The 16766-nt window shown below is 72.1% G+C and carries 15 protein-coding genes; 3 read left to right on the forward strand and 12 right to left on the reverse strand.

Going from position 1 to position 16766, the window contains the following annotated elements; genetic code table 11:
- Positions 1-254: 254 nt before the first annotated feature.
- Complete coding sequence (locus MBA17_RS16865) at positions 255-1109, forward strand: PAC2 family protein (protein WP_238497420.1); 855 nt, start codon at positions 255-257, stop codon at positions 1107-1109.
- A gap of 77 nt (positions 1110-1186) precedes the next feature.
- Positions 1187-1783, forward strand: a complete 597-nt coding sequence (locus tag MBA17_RS16870; protein ID WP_238497421.1) for a hypothetical protein — start codon at positions 1187-1189, stop codon at positions 1781-1783.
- A 99-nt stretch (positions 1784-1882) separates the two neighbouring features.
- Here MBA17_RS16870 and MBA17_RS16875 read toward each other — a convergent pair whose 3' ends face one another.
- From MBA17_RS16875 to MBA17_RS16905, 7 genes are all read right to left on the reverse strand, one after another.
- Entirely contained in the window at positions 1883-2893 is a 1011-nt protein-coding gene (locus tag MBA17_RS16875; protein ID WP_238497422.1) for a sirohydrochlorin chelatase, read from the reverse strand.
- The gene (locus tag MBA17_RS16880; protein WP_238497423.1) at positions 2877-4046 is read right to left on the reverse strand and encodes a uroporphyrinogen-III synthase; all 1170 of its coding nucleotides are present in this window, start codon (positions 4044-4046) and stop codon (positions 2877-2879) included. The genes MBA17_RS16875 and MBA17_RS16880 overlap by 17 nt, the downstream gene beginning before the upstream one ends.
- A 40-nt stretch (positions 4047-4086) precedes the next feature.
- The gene (gene nirD, locus MBA17_RS16885) at positions 4087-4443 is read right to left on the reverse strand and encodes a nitrite reductase small subunit NirD (RefSeq protein WP_238497424.1); all 357 of its coding nucleotides are present in this window, start codon (positions 4441-4443) and stop codon (positions 4087-4089) included.
- A complete protein-coding gene (gene nirB, locus MBA17_RS16890; protein ID WP_238497425.1) occupies positions 4440-6896 on the reverse strand; it encodes a nitrite reductase large subunit NirB in 2457 nt (818 codons plus the stop codon). Before nirB ends, nirD begins: the two co-directional genes overlap by 4 nt.
- Complete coding sequence (locus tag MBA17_RS16895) at positions 6893-8317, reverse strand: FAD-dependent oxidoreductase (protein WP_238497426.1); 1425 nt, start codon at positions 8315-8317, stop codon at positions 6893-6895. The genes nirB and MBA17_RS16895 overlap by 4 nt, the downstream gene beginning before the upstream one ends.
- Positions 8314-10398: a molybdopterin oxidoreductase family protein gene (locus MBA17_RS16900; RefSeq protein WP_455432774.1), complete on the reverse strand. Its 2085-nt coding sequence runs from the start codon at positions 10396-10398 to the stop codon at positions 8314-8316. Before MBA17_RS16900 ends, MBA17_RS16895 begins: the two co-directional genes overlap by 4 nt.
- 111 nt (positions 10399-10509) lie before the next feature.
- Positions 10510-11838 (reverse strand): MFS transporter, encoded by a 1329-nt coding sequence (locus MBA17_RS16905; RefSeq protein WP_238497427.1) that lies wholly within the window; start codon positions 11836-11838, stop codon positions 10510-10512.
- 267 nt (positions 11839-12105) lie between these two features.
- Here MBA17_RS16905 and def point away from each other — a divergent pair, with 267 nt between their 5' ends.
- Positions 12106-12582, forward strand: a complete 477-nt coding sequence (gene def, locus MBA17_RS16910; protein ID WP_238497428.1) for a peptide deformylase — start codon at positions 12106-12108, stop codon at positions 12580-12582.
- Positions 12583-12594: 12 nt separating this feature from the next.
- Here def and mshC read toward each other — a convergent pair whose 3' ends face one another.
- Genes mshC through MBA17_RS16935 form a run of 5 tightly spaced genes read right to left on the reverse strand, consistent with a single transcriptional unit; the run spans position 12595 to position 16749 of the window.
- Positions 12595-13824, reverse strand: coding sequence for a cysteine--1-D-myo-inosityl 2-amino-2-deoxy-alpha-D-glucopyranoside ligase (gene mshC / locus MBA17_RS16915; RefSeq protein WP_238497581.1), 1230 nt, complete (start codon positions 13822-13824; stop codon positions 12595-12597).
- Positions 13825-13868: 44 nt separating this feature from the next.
- Positions 13869-14636: an NRDE family protein gene (locus tag MBA17_RS16920; RefSeq protein ID WP_455432775.1), complete on the reverse strand. Its 768-nt coding sequence runs from the start codon at positions 14634-14636 to the stop codon at positions 13869-13871.
- Positions 14637-14660: 24 nt separating this feature from the next.
- Positions 14661-15434: an SCO1664 family protein gene (locus tag MBA17_RS16925; RefSeq protein WP_238497429.1), complete on the reverse strand. Its 774-nt coding sequence runs from the start codon at positions 15432-15434 to the stop codon at positions 14661-14663.
- Positions 15435-15486: 52 nt separating this feature from the next.
- Entirely contained in the window at positions 15487-16038 is a 552-nt protein-coding gene (locus MBA17_RS16930; protein WP_238497430.1) for a DUF3090 domain-containing protein, read from the reverse strand.
- 9 nt (positions 16039-16047) lie between these two features.
- The gene (locus tag MBA17_RS16935) at positions 16048-16749 is read right to left on the reverse strand and encodes a histidine phosphatase family protein (protein WP_238497431.1); all 702 of its coding nucleotides are present in this window, start codon (positions 16747-16749) and stop codon (positions 16048-16050) included.
- Positions 16750-16766 lie beyond the last annotated feature (17 nt).

The raw sequence follows: 16766 nt of genomic DNA on the forward strand, positions 1-16766 counted from the left end.
CTCCGGGGACGCTAATGTTCGGAGTTGCGCAACCAGCCGCCGGATGTGGTCACCGCCGTCGCAGTGAGGTGTCCCCGTTCCTCCTGCCGCTCCGTCCTTCCGGAACGGATCGCGTCCCTTCTTCATTCCGTCGCCCCGGCGCGGGCGGCGGCCGAACAATGGCCGCGGCAGGCCGCCCTGTACCACCCGTCCCGTGGCGCCAAAGGCCCTCCTACCGCATAGGCTTAGCCCAAACAGCGGAGAGGAGGCAGCGCGTGATCGAGCTCGAAGGGCTCCCCGAGCTCGTCGACCCGGTGCTGATCGCCGCGTTCGAAGGGTGGAACGACGCGGGAGAGGCGTCGAGCGGCGCGCTCAGCCACCTGGAGACCGAGTGGAAGGCCACGCCGCTCATCGCGCTGGACCCGGAGGACTACTACGACTTCCAGGTCACGCGCCCCGTCATCGAACTCGGTGACGGACTCACCCGTTCCATCATCTGGCCCACCACCCGGTTGTTCGTGACCAGGCCGCCAGGCGTCGAGCGTGACGTCGTGCTGCTGCGCGGCATCGAGCCGAACATGCGCTGGCGCACCTTCTGCGAGGAGATCGTGCTGGTCTGCCGCGAGCTGGGAGTGGAGCTGGCCGTGCTGCTCGGCGCGCTGCTCAACGACTCGCCGCACACCCGGCCGGTGCCCATCGTCGGCGCGACCACCGACGACGGCCTCGCCAGGTCCATCCACCTGGAGATGACCCGCTACGAGGGCCCGACGGGCATCGTCGGCGTGCTCCAGCAGGCCCTGGGCACGGCGGGCATGCAGGCGATCTCGCTCTGGGCGTCCGTGCCGCACTACGTCGCTCAGCCCCCCAATCCCAAGGCCACGCTGGCGCTGCTGCGCCGCGCGGAGGACCTGCTGGAGATCCCGATGCCGCTCGGCGACCTGCCCGAGGAGGCGCGGGCGTGGGAGCACGGCGTCGACGAGCTCGCCTCCCAGGACAGCGAGGTCGCGGAATACGTCCGGGAGCTGGAGGAACGCAAGGACGCGGCGGAGCTGCCCGAGGCGAGCGGCGACGCGATCGCGGCCGAGTTCGAGCGCTACTTGCGGCGCCGGGACCACGACAGCGATAGTTGAGGTCAGACACCCTCTCCGGCCTTCGCCACCACTTTCGCACACCACCACACATGTGACTGCGCACGTTTAGGGCAATCATGGCGACTCCGTCCCTCGACCCGTACCCGAGAGACCCGCACCAGCGATCACAGGACACCAGGCTGCGTGTCCTGCACATGGCCGCCTCCATGAAGCGAGACGACGGGCTGCTGCGTGACACCACAGGCGGGCGAGCGGTCGGCGCCTTCCTCGCCCTGCTTCAGGATCGGCTGCCCGTCTGGCTGCGGATCCTCAACGATCTCGACTACCTCGTCGGCAAGGGCCGCGTCAACGACAACCTGCTGCCGATCGCGCTGGCGGGCATCGACTACTACGTGGAGGTTCAGTCGGTGGCGCTGCCCGCGTTCACCTCCGCGCGGGTCACGCTCCGCTACCGTGAGGCGGTGCGCGTGAGCGGGCTGGGACCGATGCCCGAGATCGAGCCGCTGTCCGCGTACATCGCCGCCGAGCGGCAGATCGGGCGGGTGAGCGCCGAGGTCGATCCGGTGGCGAGCGCGCGCCTGTTCCTGGCCGGCTGCTTCCAGCACGCCTACTACGAGATGCTCGTGGGGACCGGCTACGGGCCCTCGCGCGACGACGCCGCCGAGGAGATCGTCAAGGAGCTCCGTCTGGAGGCCCCACCGCACCCGGCATGACCCGCCGTGGTCTGCCGCCCCATCAGCTCACCGAAACCTCCCGGCGGCCTCAGCTCAGGCCACGTCGAACCCGGGCACCTGCTCCGTGGCAGGTCCGGGTCACACCTGACCCAGCACGGGCCGCCTGGTGATGCTCGGGGTCGTGCCGGCCGATCCGACGCGTGCCGCCTCGTCGAAACGTTCCCACACGAGTGCGGCCAGGTCCGGGTCGGCGCCGAGCGCGTCGGCGACCACGTCGGCCCCGCTCCCGCGCAGCCGGTCGTGGAAGAAGCCGGGAGCGAGCAGGTAGGACGCCAGCGCCACGCGGGTCGCGGGCCCACGGCGGAGTCGTGCCAGCGCGTCTCCCACCGTGGGGGTGCCCGCCGACGCGAAGGCCGTGGTGACGGGACGCGAGAGCCGTACCGAGAGCAGGCGGGCGGCCGCGCGCACGTCGTCGAGCGCGGCCGGGTCGGACGAGCCGGCCGCACCGAGGACGACGGCGTCGGCCGGGCGCAGGCCCGCCGCGGCGAGCCGTCTGGCCAGCAGGCCCGTCAGCAGGGCGTGCGGCCCGAGGGGGCGTCCGGTCACCGCCTCCGCCCCGGACGCGGCGATCACGGCCGGCAGGTCGATGTGCACGTGGTAGCCCCCGGCCAGCAGCATCGGCACGACCACCACGGGGCCGCGGATCGCGGGCAGCACGTCGGCGAGCCGGGGCGAGCTGATCTCCAGGTACGCCAGCTCCACCCGGTGTCCTGGCCGGGCCCGGCGCACCAGGTCGCGCAGGTCGGCCAGCACCCGCTCGCCCCGCGCGGACCGCGTGCCGTGCGCGGCCATCACCAGGGCGGGCACGGCGCTCACAGGTCGCGGACGCCGGGCGCCGGCATGCCCGGGGTCGTGGCCGGGAGGCGAACCGAAGCCGGTCGGACCGAAGTAGGTCGGACCGAAGCCGAGCAGGCCGGGGCCGGGGCCGGGGCCGGGGCCGGGCGGACCGAGACCAGGGTCGAGGTCAGGACGCGTGCCGAAACCGTGCGGGCCGAGGTCGAGACCGGGCGGGCCGACGTCAGGACGCGGGCCGACGTCAGGACGCGGGCTGGGGTCAGGACGCGGGCTGGGGTCACAGCGTCGCTCCACGGTCGCAGCCCAGGCGGTAGCCGCGCTTGACCACGGTCTCGACGATGCCGGCCGGGCCGAGTGCGCGGCGCAGGCGGGTGACCGCCATCTCCACGGCGTGCTCGGCGGAGTCGCGCGTGGGTCCGCCGGGGAGGACCATGCGCAGTTCCGAGCGCGCCACCACGTGACCGGGTTTGTCGGCCAGCCGCTTGAGCACCGCCATGGGGGCGGGCGGCAGCGGCTTGAGGTCGCCGTCGACCACCACCGCGTGACCCCGGATCTCCATGTCGTGACCGCCCGCGACCAGCCTGGTGACGCTGTGCTCGGGCAGGTGCCTGGCGAGCAGGCGGGCCAGCCCGCCGAGCCGGGACCGCTCCGGCTGGATCACCGGCACCCCGCGCGTGACCAGCGGCTCGGCGGTGACCGGCCCCACGCACGCCGCGACCACCGGCCCGCTGAACGCGGCCAGCAGTGCCTCCTCCAGGCCGTCGGCACGCGCCGCGTTCAGCATGGCGTGCACGGCGGGCGCACTGGTGAAGGCCACCGCGTCGACGCTGCCCGAGGCCACCTGGGTGATCAGCCGGCGCAGCGGCGAGGCGTCGCGGTAGGGCAGCCACCGGTAGACCGGCACCTCGATGACCTGAGCGCCCGCCTCCCGCAACGCGGCGACGAACTCGGTCAGCGGCTCGCCGTGCAGCTGGACCGCGATCCGGCGGCCGCGCAGGTCCTGGGCGAGGAGGTACTGCTTGACCTCCTCGCAGCCCTCGGTCGGCGGCGTCCAGTGGTCGTTCAGGCCCGCGGCCCGTACGGCTCCGCGTGCCTTGGGGCCCCTGGTGAGCAGCCGGGCGCCGGTCAGCCGCTCGGCCAGTTGCACCGACAGCCCCCAGCCCTCGGCCGCCGCCATCCAGCCGCGGAATCCCACTCCCGTGGTCACCACCACGTCGTCCACCGGGCTCGCCAGGGTCTCCCTGGTCGCGGCCAGCAGATCGGAGTCCTCGGCGAGCGGGACGAGCCTGATCGCCGGGGCGCTCACGACGCGGGCGCCGCGGCGCTGAAGCAGGGCGCAGAACTCCTCACGCCGCCGGGTCGCGGTGACGCCGATGGTGAACCCGGCCAGGGCGTCTGGCGCCGTCTCAGGAGATCGCACGGAATCGTCCTCCAGCGCGATGCTCATCGCGGTCCTCCCAGCGTAGTCGTTCGGCTTCGTCGCGTGCTCAAGTGACGCTGACCTCCACCTGTCCGTCCGCCACCCGGATCGGGTAGGTGGGCACGGCCGCGGCGGGGTCGTCCAGGCACCGGCCAGTGACGAGGGAGAACGCCTGCTTGTGCATCGGCGACGCGACCATCGGCTCGCCCTCTCTGGTGCCCACGATGCCGCGGGAGAGGACGTAGGCCCCGCTGAACGGGTCGAGGTTGCCCAGGGCGTACAACCGCCCCTCGAAGTCACGAAATATCGCGATCTGCTGGTCGGCTACCAGGACGCAGGCGCCCCTCTCCGGCAACAGGGCGGTGTAGGCGCAGACCGGGGTCCAGGAGAGCGAGAGCGGTGCGGGCCGCAGGTCGAGTGTCATGATCGGACCACCTCCAGGGGGATGAGCACGGGCTTGATCTGGTCACGTTCGGTGGCGAAGGAGATCGACGGGTCGGGTGTGCCGGGCGCGTTGACGAAGCTGACGAACCGGCTCAGCTTGTCCGGGTCCTCGATGGTGGCCCGCCACTCGTCGAAGTAACCGGCGACGTGCCGGTCCATCTGCGCCTCCAGGTCGCCGCAGATCCCCAGGGAGTCCTCGATGACCACTTCGCGCAGATAGTCGAGGCCGCCGTCGAGGTTCTCCAGCCACACCGAGGTCCGCTGCAACCGGTCGGCCGTGCGGACGTAGAACATCAGGAACCGGTCGATGACCCGGATCAGCTCGTCGGTCGGCAGGTCGCCGGCGAGCAGGTCGGCGTGGCGGGGGGTGAAGCCGCCGTTGCCGGCGACGTAGAGGTTCCAGCCCTGCTCGGTCGCGATGATCCCGAAGTCCTTCGAGCGGGCCTCCGCGCACTCGCGGGCGCATCCGGACACGGCCGACTTGAGCTTGTGCGGAGAACGCAGCCCCCGGTAACGCAGTTCGAGCGCGATCGCCAGGCCCACCGCGTCCTGCACGCCGTACCTGCACCAGGTCGAGCCCACGCAGGACTTCACCGTGCGCAGCGCCTTGCCGTAGGCGTGGCCCGACTCGAACCCGGCGTCGACCAGCCGCCGCCAGATCAGCGGCAGTTGCTCGACGCGGGCGCCGAACAGGTCGATCCGCTGGCCGCCGGTGATCTTGGTGTAGAGGCCGAAGTCGCGGGCCACCTCGCCGATCACGATCAGCTTCTCCGGGGTGATCTCACCGCCGGGGACCCGGGGCACCACGGAGTAGGTGCCGTTCTTCTGGATGTTGGCCAGGAAGTGGTCGTTGGTGTCCTGCAGCGCGGCCCGCTCGCCCTCCAGGACGTGCCCGCCCATCAGCGAGGCGAGGATCGAGGCGACGGTGGGCTTGCAGACGTCGCAGCCCCGGCCGGTCCCGTGCTCGGCGATGAGCTGGGAGAAGGTGGTGATGCCGCGCACCCGCACGATGTCGAACAGCTCGGCCCGGGTGTGCGGGAAGTGCTCGCACATGGCCTTGCTCACCTCGACGCCCGAGGAGACCAGGATCTGCTTGAGCAGCGGCACGCAGCTCCCGCAGGTGGCGCCCGCCCGGGTGCACGCCTTGATCCCCGGCACGTCGGTCAGACTGTGCTCGGCGATGGCCTCGCAGATCTGGCCCTTGGTGACGTTGTTGCACGAGCAGACCTGCGCGTCGTCCGGCAGATCCACGTTCACCCCGCCGGTGCCAGCGAAAAGCAGCTCGGTGGGGCTCGCCGGCAGCTCGCGCCCGACGAGGGGACGCAGCGAGGTGTACGGCCCGGCGTCGCCGACGCAGATGCCGCCGAGCAGTGTCCGGGCGTCGTCGCTGACGAACAGCTTCTTGTAGACGCCCCCCACCGGGTCCATGAACGTGACGTCGAGGGCGCCGTCGAGGGTGCCGAAGCTGGCGACGTCGACGCCGAGCAGTTTGAGCTTGGTGGACAGGTCGGCGCCGGTGAAGGCGGCGGTCCCGCCGAGTATCCGGTCCACGGCGACCTCGGCCTGGGTGAAGCAGGGCCCGGCCAGGCCGTAGACCATGCCGCCCGCCAGGGCGCACTCCCCCACCGCGTAGATCGCCGGGTCGTCGGTGCGCATGCCCTCGTCCACCAGGATCCCGCCGCGCTCGCCCACGGCCAGCCCCGCCTGGCGGGCCAGCTCGTCGCGCGGCCTGATGCCGGCGGAGAAGACCACGATCTGCGCCTCGACCGCCTCGCCGCCGGGCTTCACCAGCCGGGCCACGGAGCCGTCAGGACCGGCCTCGATCGCGTCGACGCCCGCCTTGGTGTGCACGGTCAGGCCGAGCGCCTCGACGTGGTTCCGCAGCACCACGCCGCCGCCCTCGTCGATCTGGCGCGGCATCAGCCAGGGGCCCATCTCCACGACGTGGGTCGCCAGCCCGAGCCCGCGCAGCGCGTCGGCCGCCTCCAGCCCGAGCAGCCCGCCGCCGATCACGATGCCGGACGTGGCGTCCTGCGCGGCCAGCCTGATCGCGTCCAGGTCGTCGATCGTCCGGTAGACGAAGCACCCCGGCAGGTCATGGCCGGGCACCGGCGGCACGAACGGGCTGGAGCCGGTGGCCAGCACCAGCACGTCGTACGGCTCCGAGTGCCCGTCCTCCGTGGTCACGACGCGGGCCTGCCTGTCGATCCCGGCGACCCGCGCGCTCAGCCGCACCGTCACGTCGCCGGGCTCCGGGTAGGTCAGGTCGGCCAGGCTCTTGCCGTCCAGATAGGAGGTCAGCGCCACCCTGTCGTAGGCGGGTCGCGGCTCCTCCCCCAATACCGTGATCGATCCCTCGAACCCCTTGCCGCGCAGCGTCTCGACAAACCGGTGAGCCGTCGGCCCGTACCCCACCACCACGACCCGCGTCATGCGGGCACCCCTTCCTGCTCGCAGAGCCAGCCGAGGATGCCCGCCACGGCCTCGCGGCAGGTGCCGCAGCCCGTGGTGGCCCGCGTGGCGGCTGCCACGGCCTCGGTGTCGCGGGCGCCGGATTCCCAGCACGCCCGGATCTGGCCCTTGGTCACGTTGTTGCACTGGCAGATCTTCGCGGCGTCCGGCATCCTGACCGGGCTGTCGGCCACGACCGCACCCGGCAGGCCGGGGAACAGCAGGCCCGCGCGGTCTCCGGGGAGCGGCCCGCCGCGGTCGAAGAGCTGGGTGAGGGTGCCGACCGCCGGGGTCTCGCCGAGCAGGATCGCCCCGATGAGCCGCCCGTCGCGGATCACCAGCTTGCGGTAGGTGCCCTTGGCCCGGTGGCTGAAGCGCACCACCTCGGTGCTCCGGTCGCTGGTCTCGTCGACGTGGGTCTCGCCCATCGCGGCCAGCTCGACGCTTCGCGCCTTCAGCCGGGTGACCACGCGGGATCCGCGGTAGCGCGCGTTCTTGTCCTCGCCGGTGATCAGGTCGGCGACCACGGCCGCCTGCTCCCAGGCGGGGGCGACCAGGCCGTAGACGTTGCCGTCGTGCTGCGCGCACTCGCCGATCGCGAAGATCGACGGGTCGTCGGTCCGCAGTTCGTCGTCGACGACGATGCCCCGCCCGACCTCCAGCCCGGCGTCGGCGGCCAGCCCGGTGACCGGCCGTACCCCGCAGGCGAGCACGACCAGGTCGCCGGGGACGACCTCGCCGTCCGCCAGCCGTACGCCCTCCGGACGCCCGGCGCCGAGAACCTCGGCCACCTGGACGCCGGTCCTGATCTGGACGCCGAGGTCGGTGAGGGTCTCGCCCAGCACCAGGCCGGCCTCCGGGTCGAGCTGGCGTTCCATCAGGTGGCCGGCGAGGTGGAGGAGGGTGACGGGCAGGCCGCGACCGGCGAGCCCGCGGGCCGCCTCGATGCCGAGCAGCCCGCCGCCGACCACCACCGCCCCGGTCGCCGCGTCCGCCGCCTCGCTGATCGTGTGGCAGTCGTCCATGGTGCGGAAGGAGACGGCGTGCTCCGCGCCGGGGATCGGCGGCACGACGGGCTCGCTGCCCGTCGCGAGCACGAGCACGTCGTACGGCACGCGGAGCCCGTTCGCGGCGACCACGGCCTGGGTGTCCCGGTCGATGGCCGTGACCTCGGTGCCCAGCAGCGCCGTCACCCGGTGGTCGGTGTACCAGACCGGGTCGAGCAGGCGGACCTGCTCGGGGGCGGAGGTGCCGGCCAGCACGTTGGACAGCAGCACCCGGTTGTAGGGCTGCCACGTCTCCGCGCCCAGCACGGTGACGTCCATCCGGCTGTCCCTGGCTCGCACCTCGGAGACCAGCCGGGCGCCGGCCATCCCGTTGCCCACCACCACGAGCCTCGTCATGCGACCCTCTCCAGCTTGACCGCGCAGACCTTGAACTCCGGCATCCTCGACAGGGGATCCAGAGCGGGATTGGTGAGCAGGTTGACGCCGGGCCAGTGGAACGGCATGAACACCGTGTCGGGCCGGATCGCGCCGGTGACGCGCGCGATGCCCTCGGTGGCGCCGCGCCGGCTCACCACGCGCAGCGGCTCCCCGTGGGTGACCCCGACGGACTCCGCCAGGTCGGGGTGGAGCTCCACGAACACCTCGGGCGAGGCCGCGGTGAGCGCGGCGATCCGCCGGGTCTGCGCGCCGCTCTGGTAGTGGGCGAGCACTCGCCCGGTGGTCAGGTACAGGGGGTATTCCACGTCGAGGTCCTCTTCCGGCGGGCGGTGCTCCACGGCGGTGAACCTGGCCAGCCCGTCAGGGGTGGCGAACCGGTCGAGAAAGGGCCGCGGGGTACCGGGGTGGTCCTCCGCGGGGCAGGGCCAGAAGACGCCGGTCTCGGCGGCGATCCGCTCGTAGGTGATCCCCGCGTAGTCCGCGGCTCCGCCCGCCGAGGCCAGGCGGAGCTCCTCGAAGACCGCGCGGGGATCGGCCGGGAACCCCGCGTCGTGGCCCAGCCGTACGGCGAGGCCGGACAGGATGGACAGGTCGCTCCGTACCCCCGAGGGCGGAGCGACGGCTTCGCGGCGCAGCAGCACCCGGCCTTCCAGGTTGGTCATCGTGCCGCTCTCCTCGGCCCACTGGGTGGTGGGCAGCACCACGTCGGCGGCGGCGGCCGTCTCCGACAGCACGAAGTCGGAGACGACGAGGAGGTCCAGCGCGGCCAGGCGGTCGGCGACGCGCCCGGCTTCCGGCGCCGACACCAGCGGGTTGGAGCCGAACAACAGCAGCGCGCGCGGCCCGCCCGGGGTGCCGAGCGCGTCGAGGAGTTCGTAGGCGGACCGGCCGGCGCCGGGCAGGTCGGCCGGGTCGACGCCCCAGACGGAGGCGACGTGCGCCCGGGCGGCGGGGTCGTCGATCTTCCGGTAGCCGGGGAGCTGGTCGGCCTTCTGACCGTGCTCGCGCCCGCCCTGGCCGTTGCCCTGGCCGGTGACGCAGGCGTAGCCGGAGCCCTCGCGGCCGGGCAGCCCGAGGGCGAGGGCGAGGTTGACGAAGGCGGTCACCGTGTCGGTGCCCTTGGCGTGCTGCTCGGCGCCGCGCCCGGTGAGCACCATCGCCCGGCGGGCGTTGCCGAGCAGGTGGACGGCCTGCCGCAGCTGGGCGACGGGCACACCGGTGATGCGCTCGACCCGTTCCGGCCACCAGGCGGCGATCGACGTCGCGACCGCGTCGAACCCGGCGGTGCGCGTCGCGATGTAGTCGTCGTCGGCGTATCCCTCGGCGAGGGCGACGTGCAGCAGGCCCAGCGCGAGCGCCAGGTCGGTGCCCGGGGTGAGCTGCAGGTGCAGGTCCGCCATCTTGGCGGTCGGGGTCAGCCGCGGATCGGCGACGATCAGCGCGCCGCCGCGCTCGCGCATCCCGGACAGGTGCCGGACGAACGGGGGCATGGTCTCCGCCATGTTCCCGCCCGCGAGCAGGATCGCGTCGGCGGCGGCCAGATCGGTGATCGGGAACGGCATGCCGCGGTCCATCCCGAAGGCCCGGATCGACGCCGCGGCGGCCGAGGACATGCAGAACCTGCCGTTGTAGTCGATCTGGCTGGTCCGCAGCGCGACCCTGGCGAACTTGCCGAGGAGGTACGCCTTCTCGTTGGTGAGCCCGCCGCCGCCGAACACGGCCACGGCGTCGGGGCCGTGCTCGTCCTGGATCTCCCTGATCCGGGTGGCGACGTGGTCGAGCGCGTCGTCCCAGCGTGCGGGCTCGCCGTACAGGAGGGGGGTGGTCAGGCGGGTGCCGTTGGTCAGCAGTTCCCCGGCGGTCCAGCCCTTCTGGCACAGGCCGCCCGCGTTCGCCGGGATGTCGGTGCGCGGGGTGATCGTCACTTCGCGGCCCTCGCCGGCGGCGACGATCATGCCGCACTGCAGGGCGCAGTAGGGACAATGTGTCGCCGTTTCCGTCTTCACAGACTCAAGGACGGGCGGTGAGGTCGTCGGCATGGAACCGATGGTGCTTTCGAGGGGTTTCACCACGGGGTCCCTTCTGTTACCGCTGTGCTACAAGCCACTAACCGCGTTCACTTGAGGTGTCACCCCGCTGTGAGGCGGCCGTCAGATCCGGGCGGTGGCGAGGCTGGGCACCGCCTTGGCGCCGACGGTCCGCAGATAGCAGGCCCAGGTGATGGCGAAGCAGACGGCGTAGAAGACGCCGAACGCGGCCAGCGCCGCGCCCGCTCCCCCGGTCGCCGCGATCGAGCTGCCGAACCCGCGGTTGATCAGGAAACCGCCGTACGCGCCGATCGCGGAGATGATCCCGACGGCCGCGGAGGAGTCCCGGCGGCCGGTGATCAGTGCCGCCTCGTGGGCCGGGGTCCCCGGGGTGAGTCCCACGACGGCCTTCGCCCGGAAGATGGCCGGGATCATGCGGTAGGTCGAGCCGTTGCCGACGCCCGTCGTGGCGACCAGCAGCATGTACGCGGCGAAGAACAACGGGAAGCTGTGCCCGTTCAGCCCCACCCCGACCAGGAGCACGGCGCCGGCCATCGCCACGAAGTTCCACAGGGTCACCCGCGCGCCGCCCACCCGGTCCGCCAGCCAGCCGCCCACCGGGCGGACCAGCGAGCCGACCAGCGGCCCGAGGAACGCCAGCGCCACCAGCGAGGAGTTCTCCGGGAACTGGCTCTTGATCAGCAGCGGGAACGCCGTGGAGTAGCCGATGAAGGAGCCGAAGGTCCCGATGTAGAGCAGGGACATGATCCACGTCTGCGCCCGGCCCGCGATCTTGAGCTGTTCTCTCGGCTTGGCCTTCGCGGAGGTCAGGTTGTCCATGAAGAAGTAGGAGCCGATCGCCGCCGCCAGGATGAACGGCACCCAGAACAGCCCCGCCGCGGCCAGCCCGAACCCGGCGATCACCAGCGGCATGACGAGCTGAACCGAGCTGACCCCGATGTTGCCGCCCGCCGCGTTCAGCCCGAGCGCCGACCCCTGCTTGGCCTGCGGGTAGAAGTAGGTGATGTTGGCCATGCTGGAGGCGAAGTTTCCCCCGCCCAGGCCGGCCGTCGCCGCGATCACCAGGAAGACCCAGTACGGCGTGGCCGGGTCGTTCACCGCGTACGCCAACAGGACGGCCGGCACCAGCAGCAGCAACGCGCTGACCACCGTCCAGTTCCGCCCGCCGAACCGTCCCGGGGCGAAGGTGTAGGGGATGCGCAGCGTCGAGCCGACCAGGTTGGGCAGGGAGACGATCCAGAAGAGCTGGTCCGTGGAGAACTCGAAGGACCCGAGATTGACCGCGACGATGCTCCACACGGTCCAGAGGGTGAATCCGAGATGCTCGGCGAAGATGGACCAGATCAAGTTCCGCCTGGCGACCCGCTTCCCGCCGCCGTTCCAGAAGCCCTGGTCGTCCGGCCGCCAATCGGCGATCCAGCGTCCCCTCATCATTCCTCCTGCAGTGTTCCGGGGGGTGGTGACGTCCCGAAACTAGGGGGGACGCGTTACGCACATTGACGGTCGGTGACGGTGCGCGGTTACATGTGACTCACCGGCGTAACACGCAATGCACACGTTTCACCGCGGCAACCCGCGGTTAACACGAGAGCGGCGAAGGTCACACTGGTACGGCGGTGCGGTGACGTGCCTGCCGATTGAAGCCGGGCGAGAATGGGAATCGGTACACGCGTCAGTCGTCGCCGCGGGGAGTACGAGTTGACCGTCCAGCAAATCCGCCTCTTCGGCGAACCGGTGCTACGCAGCGTGGCCGAGCCCGTCACCGCCTTCGACCGTGAGCTCCGGAGCCTGGTGAAGGACCTCCAGGCCACCATGCGGGCGGGCACCGGCCGGGCCGGGATCGCCGCCCCGCAGATCGGCGTGCCGCTCCGCGTGCTCGCCTTCGACTTCGAAGGCAAGTCCGGCCACCTGGTGAACCCGCGCCTCGAACTCGCCGAGCGCAAGATCGTCGCCGACGAGGCGTGCCTGTCGGCCCCCGGTCAGTGGTGGCCGCTGGAGCGCTCCTACGCCGTCACCGCCCGGGGCCGTGACATGTTCGGCAAACCCGTCACCGTCCGTGCCCTCGGCACCCTGGCCCGGGTCCTCCAGCACGAGGCCGACCATCTCGACGGCGTCCTGTTCATCGACCATCTTCCCGCCGAGGACCGAAAGCGGTTCCTGACCACCAGCGCCTGAACGGCCCCGGAGCTAGAGTTCCACGCCGAGCAGCGCGTCGACGGTGGCCCGGACCAGGGCGGGCGCATCGGGGTCGGAGGTGTCGCCGGCGAGGGCCGCCTCGGCCCAGGCGTCGACCGCGGCCAGCGCCCAGGGGGTGTCCAGGTCATCCGACACCCGGTCGCGGACCAGGGCCAGCAGCGCCACACCGTCGGGGCCGCCGGGCAGGGCGGTGGCCTGGCGCCAGCGGGCCAGGCGCGCCTCGGCGGCGTCCCGCTGGCCGGGCGTCCATTCCCAGTCGTCACGGTAGTGGTGGGCGAGCAGCGCCAGGCGGACGGCCATCGGGTCGATCTCCTGCCGGAGCTTGGAGACGAAGATCAGGTTGCCCTTCGACTTCGACATCTTCTCGCCGTCGAGGGCGACCATGCCCGCGTGCACGTACGCCTTGGCGAACGGCCATTCACCGGTCGCGACGTGGCCCTCGCAGGCGCCCATCTCGTGGTGCGGGAAGATCAGGTCGGAGCCGCCGCCCGCGACGTCGAAGCCGCTGCCCAGGTTGGCCAGGGCGATGGCGGTGCACTCGACGTGCCAGCCGGGGCGGCCGCGGCCGAACGCCGAGTCCCACGCGGGCTCGCCCGGCCGTTCGGCCCGCCACAGCAGCCAGTCGAGCGGATGCTGCTTGCCCGGCCGCTCGGGGTCGCCGCCGCGCTCTCCGAACAGGGCCAGCATCTCCTCCTCGGAGTAGCCCGACACGGCGCCGAACTTGGGCGCGGCCGCGACGTTGAAGTAGACGTCGCCGTCGAGCTCGTAGGTGGCGCCCTTCTCCCGCAGCCGTTCGATCAGCGCGGCGACGTCGCCGACCACCTCGGTGACCCCGACGTACTCGCGTGGCGGCAGGATGCGGAGCGCCTCCATGTCGGTGCGGAACAGCTCGATCTGCTCCGCCGCCAGCCCCTGCCAGTCGACACCGGTCTGCTCCGCCCGCTCCAGCAGCGGGTCGTCCACGTCGGTGGCGTTCTGGGTGTAGTGGACGTCGTGACCGGCGTCCCGCCAGGCCCGGTTGAGCAGGTCGAAGGCGAGGTAGGTGTTCGCGTGGCCCAGATGGGTCGCGTCGTAGGGGGTGATACCGCACACGTACATCCGGGCGGTGGAGCCGGGCTCCGTCTGGCGGAGCTCCCGGGCGCCGGTGTCGTAGAGCCGCGGCGCACGCGCCTTACCGGGCAGCCTGGGGACCTTGGGAGCAGACCACGATCGCATGGTCAGAGCCTATCCAGGCGCCGGACTGCTCCGATCAACCCGGGTCATACCTAACCATTCGGGAGGATTCTGGTGAACGCCCCGGGATCGGCGGGCACTGCGGAGAAGTCGTAGCGGACGCCCTCCGCCGACAGGGCGAGCAGGGTCACCGAGGAGGTCCCCCAGGTCCGGCCGTCGGGCAGCGCCTGCCGTACGACGAGGGCGCGCGGGTCGTCGAACCCGAGCCCGCAGCCGGCGGCCAGCGTCGCCCACTCCCCCCAGTACGGCTCCTCGCCGAGCCGGCCCGCCGGCCGTACGGCACTGTCGAAACGCGGGCGGAAGTGGGCGACGCGCGCGTTCTCGCCGCCCTGGGCCCAGCCGCTGTTGACGATCATGTGGGTGCCCGGCGCGGGCTTGTCGGTGGTGAGCCGGGTGCCGTCCCAATGCCACAGGCGGACCCCGCCCAGGCCGGCGAGCACCAGATGGAAGGGGTCGTAGCGGTCGAGTTCCACGGCCGGCAGATCGTCGGCGGCGACGGCGCGCAGTGGAAGGTCGCCACGCGAGCGGCGGGTGTTCTCGTGCGCGAGCACGCCACGCCCGTTCAGCAGCGCCGCCACCCGCCGGTTCGCCGGGTCGACCGCCAGCCAGGTGCCTCCCGCTCGCAGGTCACGCCCGCCGAGCAGACCGGGCCAGTACGCCGCGGGCGGCTCCCACGGCCGGTCGGTGAACTCGTCGCGCACGCCGGCCAGCACCAGCGGTACGTCGGCGTCAGGGTCGAAACTCACGATCACCGTGCACATCTGCGGCGGCCCGCCTTCCTCACGCGTGCCTCTCAGCATGCCACGCGCCGCCGGGGCCATCGATCAGATGGGGGGCCAGGGGATCGCGGGCCAGTCTTCCGAGGGATAGGGGTGCAGCCCGCTGTCGACGAGCCGGCGGACCCTGGTCTGGGTGGCGGCCACCTCGGCGAGGGTGAGCAGCTCGCGCAGCCGGCGGCCGAGCCTGCCGTTCTCCAGCTCGCGGTCGAGCCTGGCCAGTACGTTGACCGCCTCGCGGGCCAGCCGCTTGCCCCGCCACTGCCACAGCACGGTGCGAAGTTTGTCCTCCGCCGAGAAGCACACGCCGTGGTCGACGCCGAACACGTGCCCGTCGGGCAGTGGCAGGAGGTGCCCGCCCTTGCGGTCGGCGTTGTTGACGACGGCGTCGTAGACGGCCATCCGGCGCAGCGCGGGGTGACGGCTGCGGATCAGGCCCATCAGGTCGACCTCGTCGTCGGTGTCGATCCACAGCTGGCACATGCCGGGGCCGAAGGGGCCGTCGCGGTAGACGGTCGGCGGCACGATGCGCCACCCGGTCACGGCCGACACCTCGAAGGCCGCCACCTCCCTGGCGGCGAGGGTGCCGTCGGGGAAGTCCCAGAGCGGGCGCTCGCCGCGCACCGGTTTGTAGACGCAGGCGGCGTTGAGCGGCCCCAGGACGACGGTGCAGTAGAGAGTCATGTTGCTGGCCTCGACCAACCTCCCGGCCACCTCCAGCCTCCCCTCGCGCAGCAGCCGGAGCGCGGTCGCGTCGTCCATCCCGTTCGTGGTCCCCGACCCTGGATCCGTGCTCAGCGTGGGCTCACCCTCGGCGGTCATGCCCCCACCTCGCATCGCGTCGTGCACACGCGGAACGTGCCGGCTCGCTCGCTCACGCACCCCCCTGGCTACTGGTTCGATATCCGTTCAAGCGGACGCAGATGTGGCCGTCGGCGTCGAGCGGCTGCGCGCAGAGCGGGCAGGGCGGCCGACCGGCCGAGACGAGCGCCAGGGCGCGCTGGGTGAAGGCCCGCGCGACCCCCGGGCTGACCCGGACCCGCAACAGCGCGGGCTCGGGAGGCTCGGTCTCCTCCTCGTCGGTGATCTCCTGGGCCTCGATCACCACCTGGGCGGAGTCGGGATCCCAGGCGAGCGCCATGGTGCCCACCTTGAAGTCCTCGTCGATGGGCATGTCGAGCGGCGCGTTGTCGGCGAGATCGGCCGGCGCCATCGCGGGCACCTGCGTTTCGCCGCCGCTGCGGCGCAGCACCTCGTCGAGCAACTCATCGAGTCGATCGGCGAGCGCGGCCACCTGGAACTTCTCCAGCGATACCGTGGTGAGCCTGCTTTCGCTGCGGGCCTGCAGGAAGAAGGCGCGTGCGCCCGGTTGCCCCACGGCACCCGCCACGAACCTGTCAGGTGGGTCGTAGTCGAAGACCGGCATAGCCCGACCTTACGTGCTTCCGGCTCCGCCGCCGACGGCGGCGTCGCTCCCGGTGGAGTTTTCTCCCCCGTCTTTTTGCTCTGAATCCTCTGGAGGCCGAAGAGAGGCCGTATCTCCGCCCAGGTCGTTGAGCCTGAGCACGAAGGGACGCAAGGGGGTGTAGCGAATCGCGGTGAGCGAGGCGGGATCGGCGGTGATCCGCTGGAACTGGTCCAGGTGCAGGCCGAGGGCGTCGGCGACGATCGCCTTGATCACGTCGCCGTGGCTGCACACGAGGTAGACGGCGTCGGGCCCGAGCTTCGCGTTCCACTCCCGCACGGCCGTCAGCGCGCGGTGCTGAACCGCGGTGAGGGCTTCTCCCCCGGGGAAGACCACCGCGCTCGGATGGGCCTGCACCACGGGCCACAGCGGGTCCTTGGCCAGCTCCTTGAGCGGCCTGCCGGTCCACTCGCCGTAACGGCACTCGCCGAACCGCTCGTCCGTGCGCACCTCGGCCCCCGCCCGTCCCGCCGCCACGGCCTGGGCGGTCTCCTGGCAACGGTCCAGCGGGCTCGAGACGATCGCGTCCAGCTCCAGCGGCGCCAGCCGTACGGCGAGCGCCTTGGCCTGGGCGATCCCCGGCTCGCTCAGATGGACGCCGGGAGTCCACCCGGCCAGGACCGGTCCCGTCAGGTCGGTCAGCCCATGCCGGGCCAGCAGCAGCGTCGTCACACGCCAAGGGTAAGTCC

Origin of the sequence: Dolomitihabitans soli, from assembly GCF_022213955.1 — a bacterium.
In the GTDB taxonomy this organism is placed as follows: domain Bacteria; phylum Actinomycetota; class Actinomycetes; order Streptosporangiales; family Streptosporangiaceae; genus Streptosporangium_A; species Streptosporangium_A soli.

Bases quoted from the DNA above. Each gene is read 5' to 3' on its own strand.
- MBA17_RS16930 (WP_238497430.1), bottom strand. From the start codon at position 16,038: ATGCCGGTCTTCGACTACGACCCACCTGACAGGTTCGTGGCGGGTGCC.
- MBA17_RS16900 (WP_455432774.1), bottom strand. From the start codon at position 10,398: ATGCCGACGACCTCACCGCCCGTCCTTGAGTCTGTGAAGACGGAAACG.
- MBA17_RS16925 (WP_238497429.1), bottom strand. From the start codon at position 15,434: ATGACCGCCGAGGGTGAGCCCACGCTGAGCACGGATCCAGGGTCGGGG.
- MBA17_RS16905 (WP_238497427.1), bottom strand. From the start codon at position 11,838: ATGAGGGGACGCTGGATCGCCGATTGGCGGCCGGACGACCAGGGCTTC.
- MBA17_RS16870 (WP_238497421.1), top strand. From the start codon at position 1,187: ATGGCGACTCCGTCCCTCGACCCGTACCCGAGAGACCCGCACCAGCGA.
- MBA17_RS16880 (WP_238497423.1), bottom strand. From the start codon at position 4,046: ATGAGCATCGCGCTGGAGGACGATTCCGTGCGATCTCCTGAGACGGCG.
- MBA17_RS16895 (WP_238497426.1), bottom strand. From the start codon at position 8,317: ATGACGAGGCTCGTGGTGGTGGGCAACGGGATGGCCGGCGCCCGGCTG.
- nirB (WP_238497425.1), bottom strand. From the start codon at position 6,896: ATGACGCGGGTCGTGGTGGTGGGGTACGGGCCGACGGCTCACCGGTTT.
- MBA17_RS16920 (WP_455432775.1), bottom strand. From the start codon at position 14,636: ATGCTGAGAGGCACGCGTGAGGAAGGCGGGCCGCCGCAGATGTGCACG.
- nirD (WP_238497424.1), bottom strand. From the start codon at position 4,443: ATGACACTCGACCTGCGGCCCGCACCGCTCTCGCTCTCCTGGACCCCG.